Genomic DNA, 18,950 nt, shown 5'->3' on the forward strand with positions numbered 1-18,950 from the left:
ACCGATGGCTGGCGTCATCCCGATCGGGCTGGACATCGGCACGTCCTCCATCCGGGCCGTCGAGGTCCGGCGCACCAAGGACGACTACACGTTGTCCAACTTCGGCCAGGTTCCGCTGCCGGCGGGCGCGGTGACCGGCGGGGCCGTGCAGGACCCGGTGCTGGTCACCTCGGCCCTCAAACAGCTCTGGGCGGCCTGCAAGTTCAGCACGAAGAGCGTCAACCTCGGCGTGACCAACCCGCAGCTCGTCGTGCGTGAGATGGCGGTGTCGAACCTGCCCGCCAAGGAGATGCGCCAGGCCCTGCCCTTCCAGGTCAGGGACGCGTTGCCGCTGGCCGTCGAACGCTCGCTGCTCGACTTCTATCCGCTCGAGACACCGGGCGACAACCCGACCGTACGCGGTCTGCTGATCGCCATGCCCAAGGAGGCGGTGATGAACGCCGTCGACGCCGTCGAGAAAGCCGGCCTGCACGTGAAGAACGTCGACCTGGCGTCGTTCGCCCTGCTGCGGGCCGCGTCCCGGCTCGACACCCAGATCGAGGCGATCGTCGACATCGGGCTCGACGTGACCAGCCTGGTCGTGCACGCCGACGGCGAGCCGCTGATCGTGCGGACCGTGCCACGCGGCGGGCAGGAGATCACCGACAGCATCGCCACCCGGCTCGGCATCCCGCGGCCCGAGGCCGAGGAGCTCAAGTGCCGCTTCGGCCTGCACGGCGACGGACGTCCCGACGCCGTGAAGGCCGCCGAGGAGGCGGTCCGCCCGCTGGTCAGCGAGCTGCGCAGCTCATTCACCTACCTCGCCTCGAGCGAGCGTCACCAGCAGGTCACCCGGCTCGCGCTCTGCGGCGGCAGCGCGCTGATGCCCGGCCTGGCCGAGCACCTGCAGAACCAGCTTCGGATCACCGTGATGTACGCCGACAGCGCCAGCCGCCTGCGGGACACGCGCAAGGGCCGCGAGCGGGGCTTCGACAGTTTCGTGCCGTCGGCCGCGGTGTCGATCGGCCTGACCCTGGGAGCGGCAGCCTGATGACCACCACCCCGACCGCGCTGATGCCGATCGACCCGGCGGTCTCCCCCGCCCAGGTCTCGCGGGTCCTGACGATCCGCGCGAACCTGCTGCCCGACGAGATCCGGGCCGGCCGCAACGCCCGCCGTACGAAGGTCGGGCTGATCGGCGCCGTGGCCGCCGTGCTCGCCGTGCTGGCCGGCTGGTACGTCTACGCGGTCCGGCAGGTCGACATGGCCAACGAGAACCTGACCTCGGCCACCGACCAGGTGCGGCGGGCGCAGAACGACAAGAAGAAGTACTCGGGCGTGCAGCAGATCATCGACGACCGGGACGCAGTCACAGCCGACCTCAAGACGCTGCTGGCGACCGACCTGCCGTGGGCGACCAACATGGACAGTCTGCGCGTCGACGCCAAGGCCACCGAAGTCAAGATCGACACGATCGCCGGCACCATGATCCAGGACGACGGCACGGTCAAGGGAACCGAACCCCCGGTCGCCACGCTCTCGATCACCGGCACGGCGCCGGACAAGAAACACGTCGCCGCGTTCCTCGACAGGCTGGCGAACCACAAGGGCGTCACCGACCCGTACGTGACAACGGTCTCGGGCGGAGGCGGCGTCACCTATGCGCTGACCGCCAAGTTCACGAAGGCCGCGCTCTGCGGCCGCTTCACCACCGCCTGCGCCCGCACCGGAGGAAACTGATGGACGCACGGCGTACCGACCGCATCTGGCTCGTCGGCGGGATCATCACCATCGTCGTGCTCGTCACGGCGGCCTGGCTGCTGGTCATCTCGCCCAAATTCGTCGAGGCCGACGGCGTGCAGGCCGAGGCGGACGACACCACCCTGCAGCTCACCCGGCTCAGGAAGGAAGTGGCCGACCTCAAGGACAAGAACGAGAAGAAGGCCACCTATCAGGCCGAACTCGACACCCTCGTGACGAACCTGCCCGAGACCTGGGGCATGCCGGTCTTCCTGCGCTCGCTGCAGGACTCGGGCACGAAGACCAACGTCGCGGTCACCGACCTCAGCGTCGGCGGCGCGGTCACCTCGGTCAAGGTCAGTTCGGCGATCACCATGCCGATGTCGCTCAACGCCACAGGAACGGTGACCGACATCAGCCGGTTCATCGTGCGCCTGCAGCAGACCCAGAGCCGCGCCGTGCTCATCGACGCGGTCACGGTCGCCGGCTCGGGAGGGGCCGACCGGGTCACCGCCAACCTGACCATTACCGGCTTCTGCACCACCGCGGATCTCGGGGACAGCGCGGAAGCCGACCGTAGGGATCTCTGCGCCGTGAGCTGAGGGTGAACCGCCCGGGTAGGGAGAACACTCCATTGTCACCCTGAGTACTCTGCCCGTATGTCTTACGCGGTCCCACCGACCCGTACCGCAGCGGTCGTCCACCAGTTGCGCAACGAGATCGTCACCGGCGAACTGTCGCCGGGCACGCTCATCAAAGACGCCGAGCTCGCCGCTCGCCTCGGGGTCAGCATCACCCCCGTGCGCGAAGCCATCGCTCAACTCAGCGTCGAGGGCCTGATCGACATCGCGCCCAACCGCACCCGCCACGTCACCCGGGTCACCCAGAAGAACGCACTCGAACTGATCGACGTGATGACCGTGCTCGCCTGCGCGGGCTTCGAGTGGGGCGTCGACAACCTCACCGGCACCCACGTCACGCTACTGCGTCAGCGGCAGACCGAGTTCGTCGAGGCACTGGCCGCGGGTAACGTGCTGGCGGCCGGCGCGGCGGGCTCCGACTTCAGCTCGATCGTCATCCTGGCCAGCGGCAACCGCGAGCTCCAGTCGATGGTGGACCTGGTCGTGGCCCGCACGATGCGCATACTGGCCATGACCGCCGAGAGCAACCTGTGGAGCACGTGGATCGAGGGGCACGAGGCGATCCTGGGGCTGCTCGAAGAGGGTGACCGTCAGGGGGCGGCGGCCCGCTACCGCCAGATCTACGTCGACTACCGCGCGCAGGTCGAGCGGGAGCTCTTCGTCGACCAGTGAGTTAGCGTCGCCCGGATTCGCCGTCGCCCGGATTCGCCGTCGCCGGATTCGCCCTCCCGGATTCGCCCTCGGGCGGATTTGCTGTCGCCCGGTGAATCAGCACGGCGGTTTTCCTTGTGCCGGGGCCGGGTCGGTCGATGGTCGGGGTGCCCGAGCACGAAGGGACCCCGATGACCCCCGACCTGATCCTCGTCGCCGAGGACGACAGCGACATCCGTGACCTGCTCACCGTGGCCCTGGAGTCCGCCGGGTTCCGCGCGGTGACCGCCAAGGACGGGCACACCGCGGCCCGGATCCTGACCGTTGCCCGCCCGGCCGGGCTGATCACCGACGTCCGCATCCCGGCTGTCAGCGGCCTGGAGCTGTGCCGGCTGGCCCGGCTCGAACCGGACGGTCGCGACACGGCGATCGTGATGATCTCGGCGAACACGCGGGCCCACGACGCCGACGCGGGGTTCAGCGCGGGCGCCGACCGTTACCTGCCCAAACCGCTGTCGCCCCGGCGCCTCGTGGCCGAGCTCCGCGACCTGCTGGCCGAGCGGGCACTGAACCGCACCGCCCCCGCCGGCCGTTTCCCCACCAGCGCCTGTCCCACTCACGCCTTCCCCACCAGCCCCTGTCCCACTCGCGCCTTCCCCACCAGCGCCGGCCCCACCAGCGCTTTCTCCCGGAGGTAACTCATGACCGCGCTTATCACGGACCCCTTCACCCGGGCGATGTCGTCCGCGCCGGTGATGGCGCCGCTGTCACCCAGTGTGCTGATCGCCGACGACGATGACGACGTGCGTGATGTCATCGAGTTCCGCCTGCAGGTGGCCGGCTATCGCACGATGACCGCGGACAACGGGCAGTCGGCGCTCAGCCTGGCGATCGAGCGCCGGCCCCGCGTGATCATCCTGGACGTCACCATGCCGCAGCTCGACGGTCTGACCGTCTGCAGCCGCCTGCACGCCAGCCCGGTCACGGCCGAGATCCCGGTGCTCATGGTCAGCGGGAACTGCGGGGAGTACGACCGGCAACTCGGCTTCGCCGCGGGCGCCGACGACTATCTGCCGAAGCCTTTCAGCTCGCACGAGATGATGCGCCGGGTCAACTGGCTGCTGCTCTCGGCCGGCCGGATCTAGCGCCCGCGCGACCGGGGGCGACCGGGGCGACCGGGGGCGACCGGGGCGACCGGGGCGACCGGGGGCGACCGGGCTCGATCGAGGTCAGGCCGAGCGGGGTCCGGGTCCGGGTTCGGCCGAGGGCCGGGTTCGGCCGGCGCCGGGCTCGGCCGAGAGCCGGGCGGGGCGCTACAGCTCGGTGAGCAGGCGTTCGACGACGTCGGCCGTCTCGTTCCAGTCGTGGACCGCGATACACTCGATGCCCATCGCCTTGACCGGGTAGTCGTTGCCGCCCTCGTCGAGCCGGTCGCCGATGAACAGCACGTCGTCGATCTTGACGTCGAGGGTCTCCATCAGGCGCTTCATCCCGTACGCCTTGTCGACGCCCTGCCGGGTGACGTCGATCGACGTCGAGCCGCCGCTGCGGACCTCGAGGTCGGGGACCTGCTCGGCCACCCACGCCCGCAGCCGCTGCTTCTTGCTGCCGTCGGGGTCCCAGGCGTACTTGGCGGCGGGCGGCGCCTTCTGCCCGAGGGCGGAGAAGGTGATCTGGCTGCCACGGTCCTCGATGATCTCGCCCCAGGTCTCGTCCTCCCAGAGGCCGAGCTCCTTCGCGCCGGCGATCAGCGCGGCAGTGACCCGCTCCTTCTGATCGTCCGACAGATCTTCGGCGTAGATCTGGCCCCAGTCACCGGCCGTCGACCAGCGCAGGTAACGCGTGCCGCAGGTTGGCATGAGGTGCATGTGGGCGCGGCCGGCCTCGCTCAGCTCGAGATGGTGCAGCACCTGCGTCTCGAACTGCTCGAAGCGCCCGCCGGAGATGATGCAGACCTCCACCTTGTCGGCGAGGCGTGCGAGCAGCCCCGCCATGCGGGAATCGATCTGCGACTTCGACACCGCGAGGGTGTCGTCCAGATCGAACGCGACGACACGGTAACGATTCACTGAATGTGCCAATCCATATCAGGGAAGTTAATTTTCGAGGTCAGGCGCGGCCCAACGGCCGATCTTGCGTGGCAAATCTTACCATCGGCGGTCACCACCGCACTGACGAACGACGCGACGAGGACGGGCTGCCCGACCGGGCCCTCGCCGGCCCAGGAAGCGGCCGTCGGGCCACGCCCATCACATTTTCGACAGGCCTACTTCCATTCTCCGAGTGGCATATCCGTAATCGCGGAGATGCTCGCCGTGAGGGGCTGATCGCCGCCGCCCGACGCCAGATTGTCAACGCCTGGTCAGGGCGGCCGGCGTGCGTCGGCTCCGACCGGAGTAGGCCGTCATCCTGCGTAAACAGGTCGATGCTTCCGCTGCCGCCGACGAGCCGCTTCGCCCTCGGACCCGACGCGCCGCCCCGAGGACGATTTCCGCCTCGGTCTACCACCGACACCGGCAACCAGATCCTGGTTCGCACTCCCGCCGCGATCGTCCACGCCGGATATTAATCGCCCACTATGGACAATTGAGGTAACGCATCACTCCAGAAACATTACGAGAATATTCTCGGCACGACTTCGATGCGATCATAGAAACTGGAATGCCGCCAAGCTTGAACCGGAATCGTTTTCTCCTCTTTCCGAAAAGGCGTGGAGTGCCAGTCTTTCGGCGGGCCGATGCGTCATTCGAGGTTCGACGCCTCGGCGTTTGGACAAAAGGGTCAAATCAAGCCTGGACGACAACGGCCGCCGAGTACGGGTGGGCAGCACGAGCGCGCCACGACGCGCCCCGGAGTGACGCCGCGGCATGACAGCGAACGGGACCCGGCGGGCTGCGCCACGGCTTAACGCCCTTTTCGACCGAATCATGAACCCGCCGGCCGCGCCCAACGCTGTTTCCCTTCTGCGAAGTCGACCCTTGAGGAATCGCAGTCCCCGCGAAGTCCTGCCCCGACGAATAGCAAAGCGGACGCGTTATATCCCACCCCGCCCCATTGCCGCCCGCATCGTCAGTACGGAGCGTGCTCTTCCGAGCGAACCCCCACCGGCCGATCACTATCCGCCGCACCCAGCGCCCTTCCATGATCGATTCGGCGCGGCCCTCACATGGCCCCGCTCAGTTTATGCCAAATCCGATATTTCCGAACGTCCCCTGTCCAACCTCGTCTTTCACGCCTCGGGATGGCCGTTCGGGCAGGGCGATCCATCCGGTCGGTGTCGTAGATCGACCAGGTCGAGACATTGAGCTATGTCTTAGCGACGATTAAGGTGAGGGCCCGTCCGAAAAGACAGCCGTTACCGAAAGTGACTGCGCCGAAACGTTTCCGCGGTCACCAGGAACCATCTGCGATGTTTCCGGTGAATACGGGCGCTCAAGCCGCCCGATAAACACGCCTGGACATTTCACCTGTGCCTCCTTTCTCGGGACGTCGGCGAAGGGACTAATAGCATGCGTACGCGTCGTAGGCTCACCGTTTCCGGAGTGGCCGTCGCGTTGTTGGCCCTCGGCACGTCCCTCGTCGCCCCGGCCGCGGCCGACGTCGGCGCCCCGCCGGCCCAGGTCGCCGAGCACGGCCACGACCATGCCGCCGCGCACCTCGACGACCCCACCAACGCCGAGCACCTGGCCCAGGACCTGGTCGGCACGCCGATGACGACCATCGAGAAGCGCACCGCCGAGAACGCGGCCCGCATCCAGAAGGCGACCGGCGTACGCCCGGGAAGGTTGCAGGCGAATGAGCGGGTCAACGCCGATCCGTGGACCGGTGGATCGTGGAGCCCGGTTGTCGACCTGCCCATCGTCCCGGTGTTCGCGGCAACCCTGCCGAACGGCAAGTCACTGATGTGGGACTCGGTCGGCGACAACTCCTCCGAGTCGTACCCGGACCACAGCTTCACGCGGGCGGTCGTCTTCAACCCGGCCGACGATTCGTCCAAGCGGGTCGACCTGCAGGGCTCGAACATCTTCTGCGCCGGCTTCGCCCACCTGCCCAACGGCAACATCCTGGTCGCCGGCGGCAACGCCAACGCCAAGATGGACGGCATCGTCCGCACCTATGTCTTCGACTGGAAGACCGAGACGTGGACCCGGGGCAACGACATGGCCGCCCAGCGCTGGTACCCGTCCGTGGCCCAGACGGCGAACGGTGAGAACGTCATCATCGGCGGCGGGCCGGCGAGAGCCGAGGTGCGACAGGCCAACGGCACCCTGCGCGTTCTGCCGAACTTCACCCAGTACGGCGCTCGGATCTATCCCTTCATGGGCTCGCGCCCCGACACCCAGCTCGCCATCTTCGGCCCGAACCAGGTCGGCTACACGCTCAACACCGCGGGCCTCGGCACGATCACGGCGACCGGCACCCGCGACGTCATCTGGCGTGACTACGCCAGCTTCGCCACCTACGACATCGGCCGGACCGTCGTCGTCGGGGGCGGCAACTTCACCGAGGGTGGTGTCGCCAAGGTCCCGAGCAGGACAGCCGTGACCCTGAACAGCAACAGTGCCGTGGGCTTCCCGGCCGTCGCGGCAACCGGCTCGATGTCCAGACCACGCAAGCAGCACAACGCCACGCTCCTGGCCGACGGTTCGGTGCTGGTGACCGGTGGTCTGACCAGCACGGCGGTGTCGAGCCTGATCGACCTGAAGCACCCGGCGACGGCGGCGGAGCGGTGGGATCCTGCGACCGGAAAGTGGACGGTGCTCTCGAGCGCGAGCCGCATCCGGCAGTACCACTCGATGGCCATGCTGCTGCCGGACGGGCGGGTCATGACCGGGGGCGGCGGCATCTGCGGGGACTGCGTGAAGGCCGGCTACCTCGAGAAGAACGTCGAATACTTCACGCCGCCCTACCTTTTCAAGAAGGACGGTTCCAACCAGCTCGCGGACCGGCCGGTCGTGTCCACCGCGCCGGCCACCGTCGGGATCGGCGCGAACTTCGCGATCACGTCACCGCAGGCGGCCGGCATCCGCAAGGTCGCGCTGGTCGGGCTGGGCGACGTGACCCACAGCGTCGACCAGGGCCAGCGCTACGTCCCGTTGAAATACACGACCTCGGGCACGACGCTGACGGTCACCGGCCCGCCGACCGGTGGGGTCGCTCCGCCCGGCTACTACATGCTCTTCGTCATCGACGCCGCCGGTGTGCCCTCGGTCGCAAAGATGGTGCAGGTCGGCAAGGGACCGAACCCACTGATGAGCCCGGTGCGGAATAGCACGGGACGGTGCCTGGACGTACCGGGCTCCACGGCAGTGCCCAAGGCGCTGCTGAACACGTACACCTGCAACAACAGCAAGGCGCAGGCGATGACCCGGCTCACCAGCGACAATTCGCTGCGCATGCTCGGCAACTGCGCCGACGTGCCCGCGCAGAAGTTCGTGAGCGGCACCCGGATCCAGACGTACAGCTGCAACACCACGCCCGCCCAGAAGTGGCGGTTCGGAACCGACGGCACGATCCGGCCGATCTCCAAGACGACGCTGTGCCTCGCCGCGGCGTCGGCAGCGGAGAAGGCCGCCGTTTCCATCGTGACGTGCAACGGCAGCGCGCTGCAGAAGTGGACCTGGTAACCGGCACCTCACCGACGAACTCGGCGCACTCGCGCGGCAGGTCTTCCTCGCGCGCCGTAGGTCAGTAGTGGCCGTTGCTCTGGAAGTAGCCGTAGGCGCCGCACGGCGAGTCGTACTTGCCCTTGACGTAGCCCAGCCCCCACTTGATCTGGGTGGCCGGGTTGGTCTTCCAGTCGGCGCCGGCTGAGGACATCTTCTTGCCGGGCAACGCTTGCGGAATTCCGTACGCTCCGGAGCCTTTGTTCTCCGCCCGGTAGTTCCAGCCGCTCTCGGCCTTCCACAGCTTGTCGAGGCAGGGGAACTCGGCGATCGGGAAGCCCTTGTCCAGCATCAGCGCGCACCCGATCTTGCGGCTTCCGCTGTATTCGTTGCACGAGCCCGGGATCTTGCCCGTGTACGGAACGGGGCCGCCGGTCTCGGCTTCCTTCTCTTCCTTCTTGCGCTGCTCGTCGGCCTTCTTGTCCGCGGCGACCTTGCCCTCGAGCTTGTGGGCGCGCCCGGCGGTGGTGTCGGCCGCCGCGGCCGCCTTGTTCGCGGCCTGGCCCTCGGCCTGACGCAGCCAGGAGCGGGCGGCGGCGTGCTGACTTTCGTGCTGTTTCAGCAGTTCCATGTCGGCGTCGGCCTGCATGGCGTTCACGATGGAGTCGCCGCCCGTCGACGACAGACGGTTCTGACCGAGATAGACGCCGCCGATCAGACCCGCGACGAGGACGCCGACCGACGCGGTGCGCACACCCACGCGGCTCCAGAGCCGATTCACGAGCATCCCCTTCGTCGCTGCTCGGAACACATTGGCCTAACGACGCACGGGTTTCATCAGAGTGTGGCGTGTGTCACAGTGGCCGCCTGATCGAGTAACTGAACGACACCAGCCCGTCGATCACCAGCACGACAGTCCACACGCGCAGGACGCTCCACAGCGCCGCCGAGCGGTCCGCATCCCCGATCAAGAGCGTGAAGAGACCCAGGATCAAGACCGCGATCCCGTACGCCACCAGGTGCCGGACCCATGAGCGGCGCTCGTGCACAGCGCGTTCCCGCGTGCCCTTCGCCGGCGGCCCGGCCGGAGGGGGACCACCGGCGAAGCGATAGGCGAACCGCTCGTCGGCCCAGCGCACCATGCGATGGCCGAAGGCGACCGACACGCCCAGATAGACCGCGGCCAGCGCATGACCCACCCCGGCCTCGCCGCCGCGCCGCAGGTCGATCACCGAGAAGGCGAGCAGGGCCACGTCGACCAGCGGCACCGACACCAGCAGCACCGCGCTCAGCGCCCGCGCCTTGAGCAGATAGCGCGCGGCGAGCCCGGCGACGAGCAGCACCCAGAATCCGATCTCGCACGCGACGATCGCGACGACCATGACGCCCTCCCGCATTTCGCACGACTGTGTCAAATCCTTTGTAACACGACCGTGCGATAATGGGGTGTGCCGAAAATCGTCGACCATGGCGCTCGCCGCCAGGAGCTGGCCGCCGCAGTTGGCCGGGTCATCACCCGAGAAGGGGTGGCCGAGATCTCCATCCGCTCGGTCGCGGCCGAGGCGGGCTGGTCCTCGGGCGCGCTGCGGCACTATTTCGCCACCCGGGGCGAGCTGCTGGCCTTCGCCTGCGAGCAGGTCATCGACGAGGTCACCGAGCGCATCGTCAACCGGCGGCCGCCCGAGGGCGTGCACGAGGGGGTGCGGGCGCAGGTGCGGGCGATCCTGCTCGAGACCATGCCGGTCGACGAGCGGCGCTACGCCGAGGCGGCCATCGCGTTCTCGTTCCTGGCGCTCGGCCTGGGCGACCCCGCCCTGGCGAGGGTGCAACGGCTCCACTTCACCCGCATGCACGAGCTGTGCCTGAGCCTGGCCGGCCACCTGACCCCCGGCGACGACACCGGCGCCGTCGCGGCCCGCCTGCACGCCCTCGTCGACGGCCTGACCGTCCACGTCCTGGCCGGCCACCTGAAAGCCCCCGAGATGGTCAACCACCTCGACGCCTACCTCGACGAGCTGACCGCCTGACCGCAGAGCCTCCGCCGGGGCCCGACCGGCTCCCGCCCCGGGCCGCCGCGGACTCAAGCCCGCTGCGATTCGGCGGGGTCAGGCTTTCTGCCAGGTGGCGATGATTTTGGTGCTCTCGCTGGTGAACGGGGTACGTGACCAGGAGTCCCAGCGGTGTTCCGGGCGCAGGCCGGCGAGCCGGGCCATCAGATCCATCTCGGCCGGCCACGCGTAGCGGAACGGGATCGACTGGAACTCGCCCCGGCCGTCGTCGTGGAGAGTCACGTAGTTGGAGCTCATCTGCTGGGTGGCCACGTCGTAGCGGTCGAACCCCCAGCGGGCGGGCGTCACCGTGAACGGCACCAGCGTCTGGCCGGCCGGCAGTTTGCGCAGCTCGGGCTGCATGACCTCGATCAGGAAGCGACCACCCGGGCGCAGGTGGGCGGCCGCGTTGCGGAAGCACTCCACCTGGGCGTCCTGCGTGGTCAGGTTCATCACGGTGTTGAAGACCAGGTAGACGAGGTCGAACTCACCCTCGGCGCCGGCCCGGACGGTGGCGATGTCACCGATCGTGACCCCGATCGCGGCGTTCTTGGCCCGCAGGCGGGCGACCATCGCGCGGGACATGTCGATGCCGTGCACGGTCACGCCGCGCTCGGCCAGCGGCACCGCCACCCGCCCGGTGCCGATCGCGAACTCGAGCGCCCGGGCGCCCGGACCGCCGGCGAGGTCGGCCAGCAGGTCGGCCGTCGCGGCGAGGACTTCGGGCTGGAACTCGTCGCCGGTCGAGTCGTCGTACGTCTCGGCCACGCGATCGCCGAAGTAGCCGTCCGGATCGTTCATGAACCGCACGGTATCGACGGACGCCGAACACCGCCTTCGATTTACGGGAGGTCGAACGGCAGCTTCAGCCCGTCGAGCGCGGACGCGCACGGGCAGGTGCGCTCGCCCGGCAGGCGGGTGACCGCGTCGAGCAGGACGCCGCGCAGGCGTTCGGTGTTGTCGGCGAAAACCCGGAACACCTCTTCCTGGGTGACGCCGTGCTCGCCTTCGACCCCCGCGTCGAGGTCGGTGACCAGCGCGATCGACGTGTAGCAGAGGCCCAGCTCACGGGCGAGAACCGCCTCGGGGTGGCCGGTCATGTTGATCACCGCGCCGCCGATCGCGGTGAACCAGCGGGACTCGGCGCGGGTGGAGAAGCGCGGACCCTCGACCACGACCATCGTGCCGCCGTCGACCGGGGCAACGGGCTGGGCGGCGGCCAGGACGGCCCGGCGACCGTGCGGGCAGTAGGGGTCGGCGAAGTTCACGTGGACGGCGCCGGTGTCGTAGAACGTCTGCACGCGGCCACTCGTACGGTCGATCAATTGGTCGGGGACGACGAACGTGCCCGGGCCCAGCTCAGGACGCAAGCCACCGACGGCGCAAGGGGCCACGATCTGCCGTACGCCCAGAGCGCGCAGCGCCCAGAGGTTGGCCCGGTAAGGGATCTTGTGGGGCGGGTAGCGGTGATCACGGCCGTGGCGCGGCAGGAAGGCCACCCGGCGGTCACCCACCCGGGCGACGGTCACCGGGTCGGACGGCGGACCGTAGGGCGTGGACACCTCGTGCTCGACGGCCTCGTCGAGCAGGGCGTAGAGCCCTGAACCACCGATGACGCCGATCTCCGCCGCTGGGTTCATGGACAGACCTTATCGAGGGCCGGAATCTCGGGCTAATGTGCGATGCATGGCGTTGGTGGGGACGGCTTATGTATAGCGAGGGCCAGCGGATCGGAGGCCGGTCGATGGAGTCCATGACCGGCCGGCTGCTCGTGGCGACACCCACGCTGAAAGATCCGAATTTCGACCGTACGGTCGTGCTGCTCGTCGCGCACGAGACCGGCGGGGCGCTCGGCGTGGTGCTCAACCGGGCGACCGAGGTGCCGGTCGCCGACGTGCTGGGCGGCTGGGGCGAGCTGGCGGGCGACCCAGCGGTGCTCTTCGAGGGCGGCCCGGTGCAGCCCGAGTCGGCGATCTGCCTCGCCCGCACCCGTCCCGAGGTCAAGAAGCGCATCTCCGGCTTCCACCAGGTCGCCGGTTCCCTCGGCACGGTCGACCTCTCCGGCGACCCCGACCGGCTGCGCGAGAGCATCTCCGGCATCCGTGTCTTCGCGGGCTACTCCGGCTGGTCGGCGGGCCAGCTGGAAGAGGAGATCTCGGCCGGCTCCTGGTTCCTGCTCGACGCCCTGCCCGGCGACCCGTTCATGACCCGCCCCGACGACCTGTGGGCGATGGTCCTGCGCCGCCAGGGCGACATCCTGGCCGCGGTGGCCCACTTCCCGCCCGACCCCGCCCTGAACTGAGCCCGCTCTGAACTGAGCCGGCCCTGAACTGAAACCCGGGCCCCGCGCTGAGCGGAGCCCGGGTCGCGCGCTGAGCGGAGCCCTGGCCCCGCGCTGAGCGGAGCCCGGGTAGCGCGCTGAACTGAGGGGGTCCCGACACCCCCGCCGCCGGGGTGTGTAGTATTTCCTCCGTGCCCGGGCGACCGGGGACGGGTAAGGGGCTGTGGCGCAGCTGGTAGCGCACCACACTGGCAGTGTGGGGGTCAGGGGTTCGAGTCCCCTCAGCTCCACCCTTCCAAAAACGCTCGGACCTCCAGGTCCGAGCGTTTTTGTATCTCCACCGGGCTCGCCGTCAAGTTCTGTTCAGTTTTCTTCCTTGTTCAAATGAACTGAACAGCATGCGAAACCGAACGGTCGACGCGGAGCGGTTTCTGCGTGTCGCACGGCAGCGCCTAAGCGAGTTCGGCGTCGCCTCGAGGTGGACCCGCACACGCCGCCTCCCGGCAGCGGTGTCGACTCGGTCGTCCACCTGCCCCGGAAGCCACGGTCAGGAACTCCTTACCCAAGAGGGTCTTGACGACGCGGCTGCGGCGGTCCGCATCCTGGGGAACGACATCGTGACCATCGTCGGCGCGGAGCGCCTCGCCGAGATCGCTGCCCGATGGCCAGGTTCGCCGAAGCACCTGCTCGTTCACTACATGTCGGTTCCGAATGCTCCCGATTGGCCCAATTCCAACGACCGTCGGCTGGAATTGGTCCTGGCCATGGAGCGAGGTCTGCGGCTGAGCTGATCAAGCTCGCTCAGCTGACCTTGGTCACCGAGGTGCACTGCGGTGGCGCGGAGGGCGTGCCGGCTGCGGCAAGAGCCTGGTTGAGCTCGGTCGGGGTGACCAGCCGGGCGGCGAAGCCCGGGCCGATGGTGAGGTCGACCGTGTCCCCGTCCCGGGCCGGTTCGAAAACCATTTCGGCGTCCTCGCGCAGTTGTGCCCTCAGCAGGGCCGCCGCGCCGATCGCGCGTGGGCCGTAGCGCAGCGTGGCCGGATTGTGGACAGTCGTCGTGCGAGTGGTGCCATTCACCGTGTAGGAACGGTCGCGAAGGCCCGCGACGGTCGCCGCGGCCGATCCGGCTGGGGCTCCGCCGTCGAGCACCTGGATCCGTACGGCCGCGGGGCTGCTCGGCAGGCTGACGACGCAGGCTACTTCCGACGATCCGGCCGCACTCTGAACTGGCGGCTCGTCCGAGCTTCTCGTCACCGTGACACCGACCGTGGTCGCCACGACCGCACCGGCGACCAGGGTGACGGCCAGTTGCCGGCGTCCCCGGCGACGGCCTCGGGCGCGAACGTCGGCAGCCGGCAGAACCTGGAGGTGCCGCACCTCCGACTCCAGTTCCCGTAGTTGCTCACGCACTGGTGACCTCCTTTTCTGCGAGATGTTCGGCGAGGGCGGCGCGGGCCCTCGAGAGCCGGGCCTTGACCGTCCCGGCGGGGGCGCCGATGCTGACGGCGATGTCGTTGACCGACATGTCGAGCAGGTAATGCAGGGCGATGACCTGTCGTTGCGCTTTCGGTAGCCGTTGCAACGCGTCGGCGACGGCCACCCGGTCGGGCGTCGGGCTGTCGACCGAGCCCGGCGGGCCCAGCCGGGCCAGGGCGGCGATCCGGCGTTTCAGACCCCGCCAACGGTTCGCCATCAGCCGCCAGGCGACCTTGCGCACCCAGGCCTCCGGATCGTCGTACGCCGAGACGCGCGGCCAGTGCTGCCAGGCGCGGGCGAAGGCCTCCTGGGCGAGGTCCTGGGCCTCGGCCCGGTCACCGCACGCGGCGTAGAGGTAGAGCACGACCCGCCGGACCGCCGCGATGTAGAACGTGTCGAATTCGGCGCTGTCGCTGCCCGCCATGGTTCCCGCTTCCTGTCAGTGCCTGCACACGGAGGAACACACCGCTTCCGGCCGCCCGGTTGCATATATCGCGGGCGTATCGAAAATCGCATACGGCGTCGCAACGACTCGTCGGCTCCAATGGCGTTGTGAAGTCTTTCCGCACGGTCGTGCTGGCAAGCCTGGCCGTGGTCGCCGGTTATGTCCTGCATCGCCCGCTCCTGATGTCGGCCCCGAGATGCTTCGCCGGGGAGTGGCACGGCTGCTACGACACCGAGAACGGCGTCGTCCTCATGACGCTGGTCGGGCTGCCCGTCGCGGCCCTGGTGGCGTGGGTGCTGACGCTTTCCGGGCGGCCCTGGCGGCTGGCGGTGGCCGAGGTGGGCCTGGTCTACGGCACAGTGCCGATGGTGTGGCTGACCCTGATGCCCGGGAGCGGGGCCGGTGTCGTACCCGGCCGGTTGAGCCTGATCCCGCTGGTCGACCTGGTCGCCATGGGTCCGCTCGGCATCGCCGGCAACCTGCTGATCTTCGCGGCGCTCGGGTTCTTCGCCCCCATGCGGTTCGCGACGCTCGCGTCGGTGCCGCGCGTGCTGGCGCTCGGGGCCGCGTGCTCGGTCCTGGTCGAGATCGCCCAGTACGCCTTCCGCCTCGACCGGGTCACCTCGGTGGACGACGTGCTGGTCAACGCGGCCGGGGCCGGGCTGGCCGCGCTGGCGTCGCGCCGCTGGTGGCGTACGCCCGCACCCCGGCCGGAATTGGTGACGGCAGACTGAGTCGCATGCGTGTGCTGATCGTGGAGGACGAGCCGTTCCTGGCCGAAGCCGTGCGGGACGGCCTGCGGCTGGAGGCGATCGCGGCCGACATCGCCGGCGACGGCCACTCGGCGCTGGAGCTGCTCAGCCTCAACTCGTACGATCTCGCCGTCCTCGACCGCGACATCCCCAGCCCCTCCGGTGACGAGGTCGCGCGGCGCATCGTCGCCTCGGGCAGCGGCATGCCGATCCTCATGCTGACCGCGGCCGACCGCATCGACGACAAGGCGTCCGGTTTCGGGCTGGGCGCCGACGACTACCTCACGAAGCCGTTCGAGCTGCGCGAGCTGGTGCTGCGGCTGCGTGCGCTCGACCGCCGGCGCGCGCACGCCCGGCCCCCGGTCCGCGAGATCGCCGGCCTGCGGCTCGACCCGTTCCGCCGCGAGGTCTTCCGCGACGGGCGCTACGTGGCGTTGACCCGCAAGCAGTTCGCCGTGCTGGAGGTGCTGGTCGCCGCCGAGGGCGGGGTCGTGAGCGCCGAGGAGCTGCTGGAACGCGCCTGGGACGAGAATGCCGATCCGCTGACCAACGCCGTACGCATCACGGTCTCGGCGCTGCGCAAAAGGCTCGGCGAACCGTGGATCATCGCGACCGTGCCCGGCGTCGGCTACCGGATCGACGCGTCATGACCGTCCGGGTCAAGCTCACCCTCAGCTACGCCGGGTTCCTCATGCTGGCCGGGGCGCTGCTGCTCGCGACGGTGTGGGTCTTCCTGCTGCGGTACGTCCCCGACCAGGGCCTCATCGTGCCCGGCACCCCGCTCACGGGCATCTTCCCGACCCGCTCGAATCTTCTGCACACCTTCGCGCCCCGCGCCGCCGTCGTGCTCGCCTTCCTGCTGGTCTTCGGCCTCACCGGCGGCTGGATCCTGGCCGGCCGCATGCTCGCCCCGCTGACCCGCATCACAGACGCGGCGCGCCGGGCCGGCCGGGGCTCGCTCTCCCACCGGATCCGCCTGACCGGCCGCCGCGACGAGTTCCGCGAGCTCTCCGACGCCTTCGACGCGATGCTCGAGCAACTCGAGTCCCACGTGGCCGAGCAGCAGAGATTCGCCGCGAACGCCTCCCACGAGCTGCGCACCCCGCTGGCGATCTCCCAGGCCCTGCTCGACGTGGCCCGCAAAGACCCTTCCCGCGTACGCCCTGAGCTCGTCGAACGCCTCCACGCCGTGAACGCGAGGGCGATCGACCTGACCGAGGCGCTGCTGCTGATGAGCCGCGGCGACACCTTCACCCGCGAGCCGGTGGACCTCTCCCTGATCGCCGAGGAAGCCGCCGAGACGCTCCTCCCCCTGGCCGAACAGCGCCGAATCGACCTATCCGTGACCGGCGACGCCGCCCTGACCCGTGGCTCCCCGTCCCTCCTGCAGCGAATGGCCACCAACCTCATCCAGAACGCGATCGTTCACAACCACCCCACCAACGGCACCGTACGGATCCACACCGCGACCGACGGCTCGACAAGCCTGCTGACGGTCGAGAACACCGGCAACCCGGTCGCGCCGCACCTCGTACCGACCCTCACCGAGCCCTTCCAGCGAGGAACAGCCCGCGTACGCACCGACGAGCACGCGGGCCTGGGTCTGGGCTTGGCGATCGTGAAAAGCATCGTCCAGGCCCACCACGGCGCTCTCACTTTGCAACCCCGCCCGGGCGGCGGCCTCCTCGTAAGAGTCCGCCTCCCCCGCACCGCATAGAGGCGCTCAGACTGCTGCATTTGCTTGCTTTGCTTTCTCAGTTGACGCTATCGTGGCGTCGGAGGTGACCTGAGATGGCAACCATCGAGGTTGATGAAGAAACGAAGCGCACCGTCTCGTTCGCGGCCCGGATGGCGCATCTCACCGAAGGGGCGGTCATTCGTCGATTGATCGCGACCAGCACCTGGACAGAAGAGGAAGCGCCACGCGCCACCGCCCAGGGTGTGGCGATCTACGCCGACTACGACGGGCATCGAGTGCGTGCGCGATACTTCGAACCGGCCCGGGTCGAGATCGTCGATGGCCCGCTCGCCGGCCAGTCGTTCAAGAGCCCGACCGGGGCAGCACGAGCCGTGATCAGGAACTTCAATCCTGACATCAACGACAACCGCAACGGTTGGGCCTTCTGGCAGATCGAGGACGAGACCGGCGGACGCCGCTCGCTACAGTCGATCCGTCCTGGCGCCCTGCGATCCGGGCGAGGCTCTTTGCGAGGCCAGCTCGCCGCCTCGGACGACTGGGATTCCGATGAGACCAATGACGGCATCGCCCGCGATTTCGGGCTGGCGCCGTGAGCCTGCTTCTCGACACTCACATAGTGCTGTGGTGGTTGGCCGACGATCCCACCCTGGCCGACGACGTCAAGGAGCGACTCGACCAAGAGGCCGACATCTACATCAGTTCAGCGACCGTATGGGAGGTCGCGATCAAGCATGCACTGGGCAAGCTCGAGCCACCCGAGCTGCCAGAACAGGTCCGCGACAGCGGCTTCCAGCTTCTCAACATCACCGCCGAGCACGGGATAGCGGCGGGCCGGCTGCCCATGCACCACCGCGATCCCTTCGACCGCATGCTGATCGCGCAGGCGCAACTCGAAGGCCTGACGCTGGTGACCCGCGACGCCCACATACCGAAGTACGACGTCGACGTGTTGCCCGTCTGAGTCGACGGGCCGCCACGCTGTCAGACCAGCTTGGGTGCGCCAGCCGTAGTTGAAAATCAACGCATGGCCCGATCGAATCGTCACATCCATTGAGCTGATAACAATGTCCGGTTATTTGGATACGAAGTCGGAGCGGCCACCGGCTTTGTGACGTTGGGTCGCTTTCACTCATCCTTACGAGGTTGAGCTTCTCGATCGCATCGCCGCTGGTCACACGCCCCTAAACGAAAGCGGCACCGCCCGTGTGGGCGGTGCCGCTTCCTCTTGTGGAGGTGCCGGGAATCGAACCCGGGTCCTTCGTCGCTTTGTCAGGGCTTCTCCGAGCGCAGCTCACTGTGCCTCTACTCGGCCCCTGGAATCACGTGAGCGAGTTCCTGTGACGGGCCCAGTCGCTGATTAATCTCGCCGTGAGGCCCCCGCGACCGGGACCTGTTGGCCAACCTCCTAGCTGATGCCGGAGATCCGGGACGGAGGTGTTCCCGGTCCGACAAGCTTGCTACTCGCCTCAGGCGGCGAGAGCGAAGCTGGAGCGCTTGGTTTCGGCGCTTATTGTTTTCCGACGACCGATTCTCGAGACGACGTCGGCTTCCTCGGCTCGCTTCCCCTGTCTCCACATTCGAAGTCGAAACCAGTCACCCCCGTGGGGAGTGCCAGGATCTTGCTAACTGCTT

Annotated in this window: 22 protein-coding genes, 1 tRNA gene and 1 other RNA gene; 16 read left to right on the top strand and 8 right to left on the bottom strand. The window is 68.5% G+C overall.

Translation table 11 applies throughout. From position 1 onward, the window contains the following. Positions 1 to 4 precede the first annotated feature (4 nt). The 6 genes from pilM to EER30_RS06990 all read left to right on the top strand — a co-directional run bounded on the left by pilM (position 5) and on the right by EER30_RS06990 (position 4,156). Positions 5 to 1,030 (top strand): type IV pilus assembly protein PilM, encoded by a 1,026-nt coding sequence (pilM, locus tag EER30_RS06965; protein WP_127499533.1) that lies wholly within the window; start codon positions 5 to 7, stop codon positions 1,028 to 1,030. Next, on the top strand, positions 1,030 to 1,719 hold the full coding sequence (locus EER30_RS06970; protein ID WP_127499535.1) for a hypothetical protein: 690 nt from the start codon (positions 1,030 to 1,032) through the stop codon (positions 1,717 to 1,719). The genes pilM and EER30_RS06970 overlap by 1 nt, the downstream gene beginning before the upstream one ends. Next, positions 1,719 to 2,321 carry a type 4a pilus biogenesis protein PilO gene (locus EER30_RS06975; protein WP_127499537.1) on the top strand — a complete coding sequence of 201 codons (603 nt, stop codon included), beginning with the start codon at positions 1,719 to 1,721 and terminating at the stop codon, positions 2,319 to 2,321. The genes EER30_RS06970 and EER30_RS06975 overlap by 1 nt, the downstream gene beginning before the upstream one ends. 57 nt (positions 2,322 to 2,378) lie before the next feature. Beyond that, on the top strand, positions 2,379 to 3,032 hold the full coding sequence (locus tag EER30_RS06980) for a GntR family transcriptional regulator (RefSeq protein ID WP_127499539.1): 654 nt from the start codon (positions 2,379 to 2,381) through the stop codon (positions 3,030 to 3,032). Between the two features lie 170 nt (positions 3,033 to 3,202). After that, positions 3,203 to 3,709 carry a response regulator gene (locus EER30_RS06985; RefSeq protein WP_205650131.1) on the top strand — a complete coding sequence of 169 codons (507 nt, stop codon included), beginning with the start codon at positions 3,203 to 3,205 and terminating at the stop codon, positions 3,707 to 3,709. Positions 3,710 to 3,712: 3 nt separating this feature from the next. After that, positions 3,713 to 4,156, top strand: a complete 444-nt coding sequence (locus EER30_RS06990) for a response regulator (RefSeq protein ID WP_127499541.1) — start codon at positions 3,713 to 3,715, stop codon at positions 4,154 to 4,156. Positions 4,157 to 4,324: 168 nt separating this feature from the next. Here the strand turns inward: EER30_RS06990 and EER30_RS06995 are convergent, their stop codons facing one another. After that, the gene (locus EER30_RS06995) at positions 4,325 to 5,080 is read right to left on the bottom strand and encodes an HAD-IIB family hydrolase (RefSeq protein WP_127499543.1); all 756 of its coding nucleotides are present in this window, start codon (positions 5,078 to 5,080) and stop codon (positions 4,325 to 4,327) included. A 1,440-nt stretch (positions 5,081 to 6,520) separates the two neighbouring features. On the opposite strand from EER30_RS06995, the gene EER30_RS07000 reads away from it, so the two are divergent. Then, positions 6,521 to 8,638: a galactose oxidase-like domain-containing protein gene (locus EER30_RS07000; RefSeq protein ID WP_127499544.1), complete on the top strand. Its 2,118-nt coding sequence runs from the start codon at positions 6,521 to 6,523 to the stop codon at positions 8,636 to 8,638. A gap of 61 nt (positions 8,639 to 8,699) precedes the next feature. On the opposite strand, the gene EER30_RS07005 is transcribed toward EER30_RS07000, so the two are convergent. Together EER30_RS07005 and EER30_RS07010 are read right to left on the bottom strand one after the other, a co-directional pair. Continuing rightward, entirely contained in the window at positions 8,700 to 9,398 is a 699-nt protein-coding gene (locus EER30_RS07005; RefSeq protein ID WP_205650132.1) for an aggregation-promoting factor C-terminal-like domain-containing protein, read from the bottom strand. A 73-nt stretch (positions 9,399 to 9,471) separates the two neighbouring features. Continuing rightward, a complete protein-coding gene (locus tag EER30_RS07010) occupies positions 9,472 to 10,014 on the bottom strand; it encodes a hypothetical protein (protein ID WP_240669872.1) in 543 nt (180 codons plus the stop codon). A gap of 51 nt (positions 10,015 to 10,065) precedes the next feature. Between EER30_RS07010 and EER30_RS07015 the strand changes: the two genes are divergently transcribed. Continuing rightward, positions 10,066 to 10,644, top strand: a complete 579-nt coding sequence (locus EER30_RS07015) for a TetR/AcrR family transcriptional regulator (RefSeq protein ID WP_127499546.1) — start codon at positions 10,066 to 10,068, stop codon at positions 10,642 to 10,644. A gap of 78 nt (positions 10,645 to 10,722) precedes the next feature. Here EER30_RS07015 and EER30_RS07020 read toward each other — a convergent pair whose 3' ends face one another. Then, complete coding sequence (locus EER30_RS07020) at positions 10,723 to 11,466, bottom strand: class I SAM-dependent DNA methyltransferase (protein WP_127499547.1); 744 nt, start codon at positions 11,464 to 11,466, stop codon at positions 10,723 to 10,725. 41 nt (positions 11,467 to 11,507) lie between these two features. Continuing rightward, positions 11,508 to 12,305 (bottom strand): S-methyl-5'-thioadenosine phosphorylase, encoded by a 798-nt coding sequence (locus EER30_RS07025; RefSeq protein WP_127499548.1) that lies wholly within the window; start codon positions 12,303 to 12,305, stop codon positions 11,508 to 11,510. Between the two features lie 68 nt (positions 12,306 to 12,373). On the opposite strand from EER30_RS07025, the gene EER30_RS07030 reads away from it, so the two are divergent. The 3 genes from EER30_RS07030 (at position 12,374) to EER30_RS46930 (ending at position 13,737) form a co-directional block, all read left to right on the top strand. Beyond that, positions 12,374 to 12,967: a YqgE/AlgH family protein gene (locus tag EER30_RS07030; RefSeq protein WP_164842247.1), complete on the top strand. Its 594-nt coding sequence runs from the start codon at positions 12,374 to 12,376 to the stop codon at positions 12,965 to 12,967. Between the two features lie 196 nt (positions 12,968 to 13,163). After that, positions 13,164 to 13,236, top strand: a tRNA-Ala gene (locus tag EER30_RS07035). A gap of 327 nt (positions 13,237 to 13,563) precedes the next feature. Then, on the top strand, positions 13,564 to 13,737 hold the full coding sequence (locus EER30_RS46930; protein ID WP_164842248.1) for a hypothetical protein: 174 nt from the start codon (positions 13,564 to 13,566) through the stop codon (positions 13,735 to 13,737). 10 nt (positions 13,738 to 13,747) lie between these two features. On the opposite strand, the gene EER30_RS07040 is transcribed toward EER30_RS46930, so the two are convergent. Together EER30_RS07040 and EER30_RS07045 are read right to left on the bottom strand one after the other, a co-directional pair. Further along, a complete protein-coding gene (locus EER30_RS07040; RefSeq protein ID WP_164842249.1) occupies positions 13,748 to 14,356 on the bottom strand; it encodes a LytR C-terminal domain-containing protein in 609 nt (202 codons plus the stop codon). Beyond that, the gene (locus EER30_RS07045; protein WP_127499551.1) at positions 14,349 to 14,846 is read right to left on the bottom strand and encodes an RNA polymerase sigma factor; all 498 of its coding nucleotides are present in this window, start codon (positions 14,844 to 14,846) and stop codon (positions 14,349 to 14,351) included. Before EER30_RS07045 ends, EER30_RS07040 begins: the two co-directional genes overlap by 8 nt. Before the next feature lie 128 nt (positions 14,847 to 14,974). On the opposite strand from EER30_RS07045, the gene EER30_RS07050 reads away from it, so the two are divergent. From EER30_RS07050 to EER30_RS07070, 5 genes are all read left to right on the top strand, one after another. Next, positions 14,975 to 15,601 (top strand): VanZ family protein, encoded by a 627-nt coding sequence (locus tag EER30_RS07050; protein ID WP_240669873.1) that lies wholly within the window; start codon positions 14,975 to 14,977, stop codon positions 15,599 to 15,601. A 5-nt stretch (positions 15,602 to 15,606) separates the two neighbouring features. Further along, the gene (locus EER30_RS07055; protein ID WP_127499552.1) at positions 15,607 to 16,269 is read left to right on the top strand and encodes a response regulator transcription factor; all 663 of its coding nucleotides are present in this window, start codon (positions 15,607 to 15,609) and stop codon (positions 16,267 to 16,269) included. Further along, positions 16,266 to 17,336 carry a sensor histidine kinase gene (locus EER30_RS07060; RefSeq protein ID WP_127499553.1) on the top strand — a complete coding sequence of 357 codons (1,071 nt, stop codon included), beginning with the start codon at positions 16,266 to 16,268 and terminating at the stop codon, positions 17,334 to 17,336. The genes EER30_RS07055 and EER30_RS07060 overlap by 4 nt, the downstream gene beginning before the upstream one ends. Positions 17,337 to 17,410: 74 nt before the next feature. After that, positions 17,411 to 17,911, top strand: a complete 501-nt coding sequence (locus tag EER30_RS07065; protein WP_205650133.1) for a hypothetical protein — start codon at positions 17,411 to 17,413, stop codon at positions 17,909 to 17,911. Continuing rightward, entirely contained in the window at positions 17,908 to 18,279 is a 372-nt protein-coding gene (locus EER30_RS07070; RefSeq protein ID WP_127499554.1) for a type II toxin-antitoxin system VapC family toxin, read from the top strand. The genes EER30_RS07065 and EER30_RS07070 overlap by 4 nt, the downstream gene beginning before the upstream one ends. A gap of 264 nt (positions 18,280 to 18,543) precedes the next feature. Here the strand turns inward: EER30_RS07070 and ssrA are convergent. Next, positions 18,544 to 18,919, bottom strand: a transfer-messenger RNA (tmRNA) gene (ssrA, locus tag EER30_RS07075). Positions 18,920 to 18,950 lie beyond the last annotated feature (31 nt).

The organism is Actinoplanes solisilvae (assembly GCF_003999975.1).
Taxonomy (GTDB): Bacteria; Actinomycetota; Actinomycetes; order Mycobacteriales; family Micromonosporaceae; genus Actinoplanes; species Actinoplanes solisilvae.

Bases quoted from the DNA above. Each gene is read 5' to 3' on its own strand.
- pilM (WP_127499533.1), top strand. From the start codon at position 5: ATGGCTGGCGTCATCCCGATCGGGCTGGACATCGGCACGTCCTCCATC.
- EER30_RS06970 (WP_127499535.1), top strand. From the start codon at position 1,030: ATGACCACCACCCCGACCGCGCTGATGCCGATCGACCCGGCGGTCTCC.
- EER30_RS06975 (WP_127499537.1), top strand. From the start codon at position 1,719: ATGGACGCACGGCGTACCGACCGCATCTGGCTCGTCGGCGGGATCATC.
- EER30_RS06980 (WP_127499539.1), top strand. From the start codon at position 2,379: ATGTCTTACGCGGTCCCACCGACCCGTACCGCAGCGGTCGTCCACCAG.
- EER30_RS06985 (WP_205650131.1), top strand. From the start codon at position 3,203: ATGACCCCCGACCTGATCCTCGTCGCCGAGGACGACAGCGACATCCGT.
- EER30_RS06990 (WP_127499541.1), top strand. From the start codon at position 3,713: ATGACCGCGCTTATCACGGACCCCTTCACCCGGGCGATGTCGTCCGCG.
- EER30_RS07000 (WP_127499544.1), top strand. From the start codon at position 6,521: ATGCGTACGCGTCGTAGGCTCACCGTTTCCGGAGTGGCCGTCGCGTTG.
- EER30_RS07010 (WP_240669872.1), bottom strand. From the start codon at position 10,014: ATGCGGGAGGGCGTCATGGTCGTCGCGATCGTCGCGTGCGAGATCGGA.
- EER30_RS07020 (WP_127499547.1), bottom strand. From the start codon at position 11,466: ATGAACGATCCGGACGGCTACTTCGGCGATCGCGTGGCCGAGACGTAC.
- EER30_RS07025 (WP_127499548.1), bottom strand. From the start codon at position 12,305: ATGAACCCAGCGGCGGAGATCGGCGTCATCGGTGGTTCAGGGCTCTAC.
- EER30_RS07030 (WP_164842247.1), top strand. From the start codon at position 12,374: ATGTATAGCGAGGGCCAGCGGATCGGAGGCCGGTCGATGGAGTCCATG.
- EER30_RS07045 (WP_127499551.1), bottom strand. From the start codon at position 14,846: ATGGCGGGCAGCGACAGCGCCGAATTCGACACGTTCTACATCGCGGCG.
- EER30_RS07055 (WP_127499552.1), top strand. From the start codon at position 15,607: ATGCGTGTGCTGATCGTGGAGGACGAGCCGTTCCTGGCCGAAGCCGTG.
- EER30_RS07060 (WP_127499553.1), top strand. From the start codon at position 16,266: ATGACCGTCCGGGTCAAGCTCACCCTCAGCTACGCCGGGTTCCTCATG.
- EER30_RS07065 (WP_205650133.1), top strand. From the start codon at position 17,411: ATGGCAACCATCGAGGTTGATGAAGAAACGAAGCGCACCGTCTCGTTC.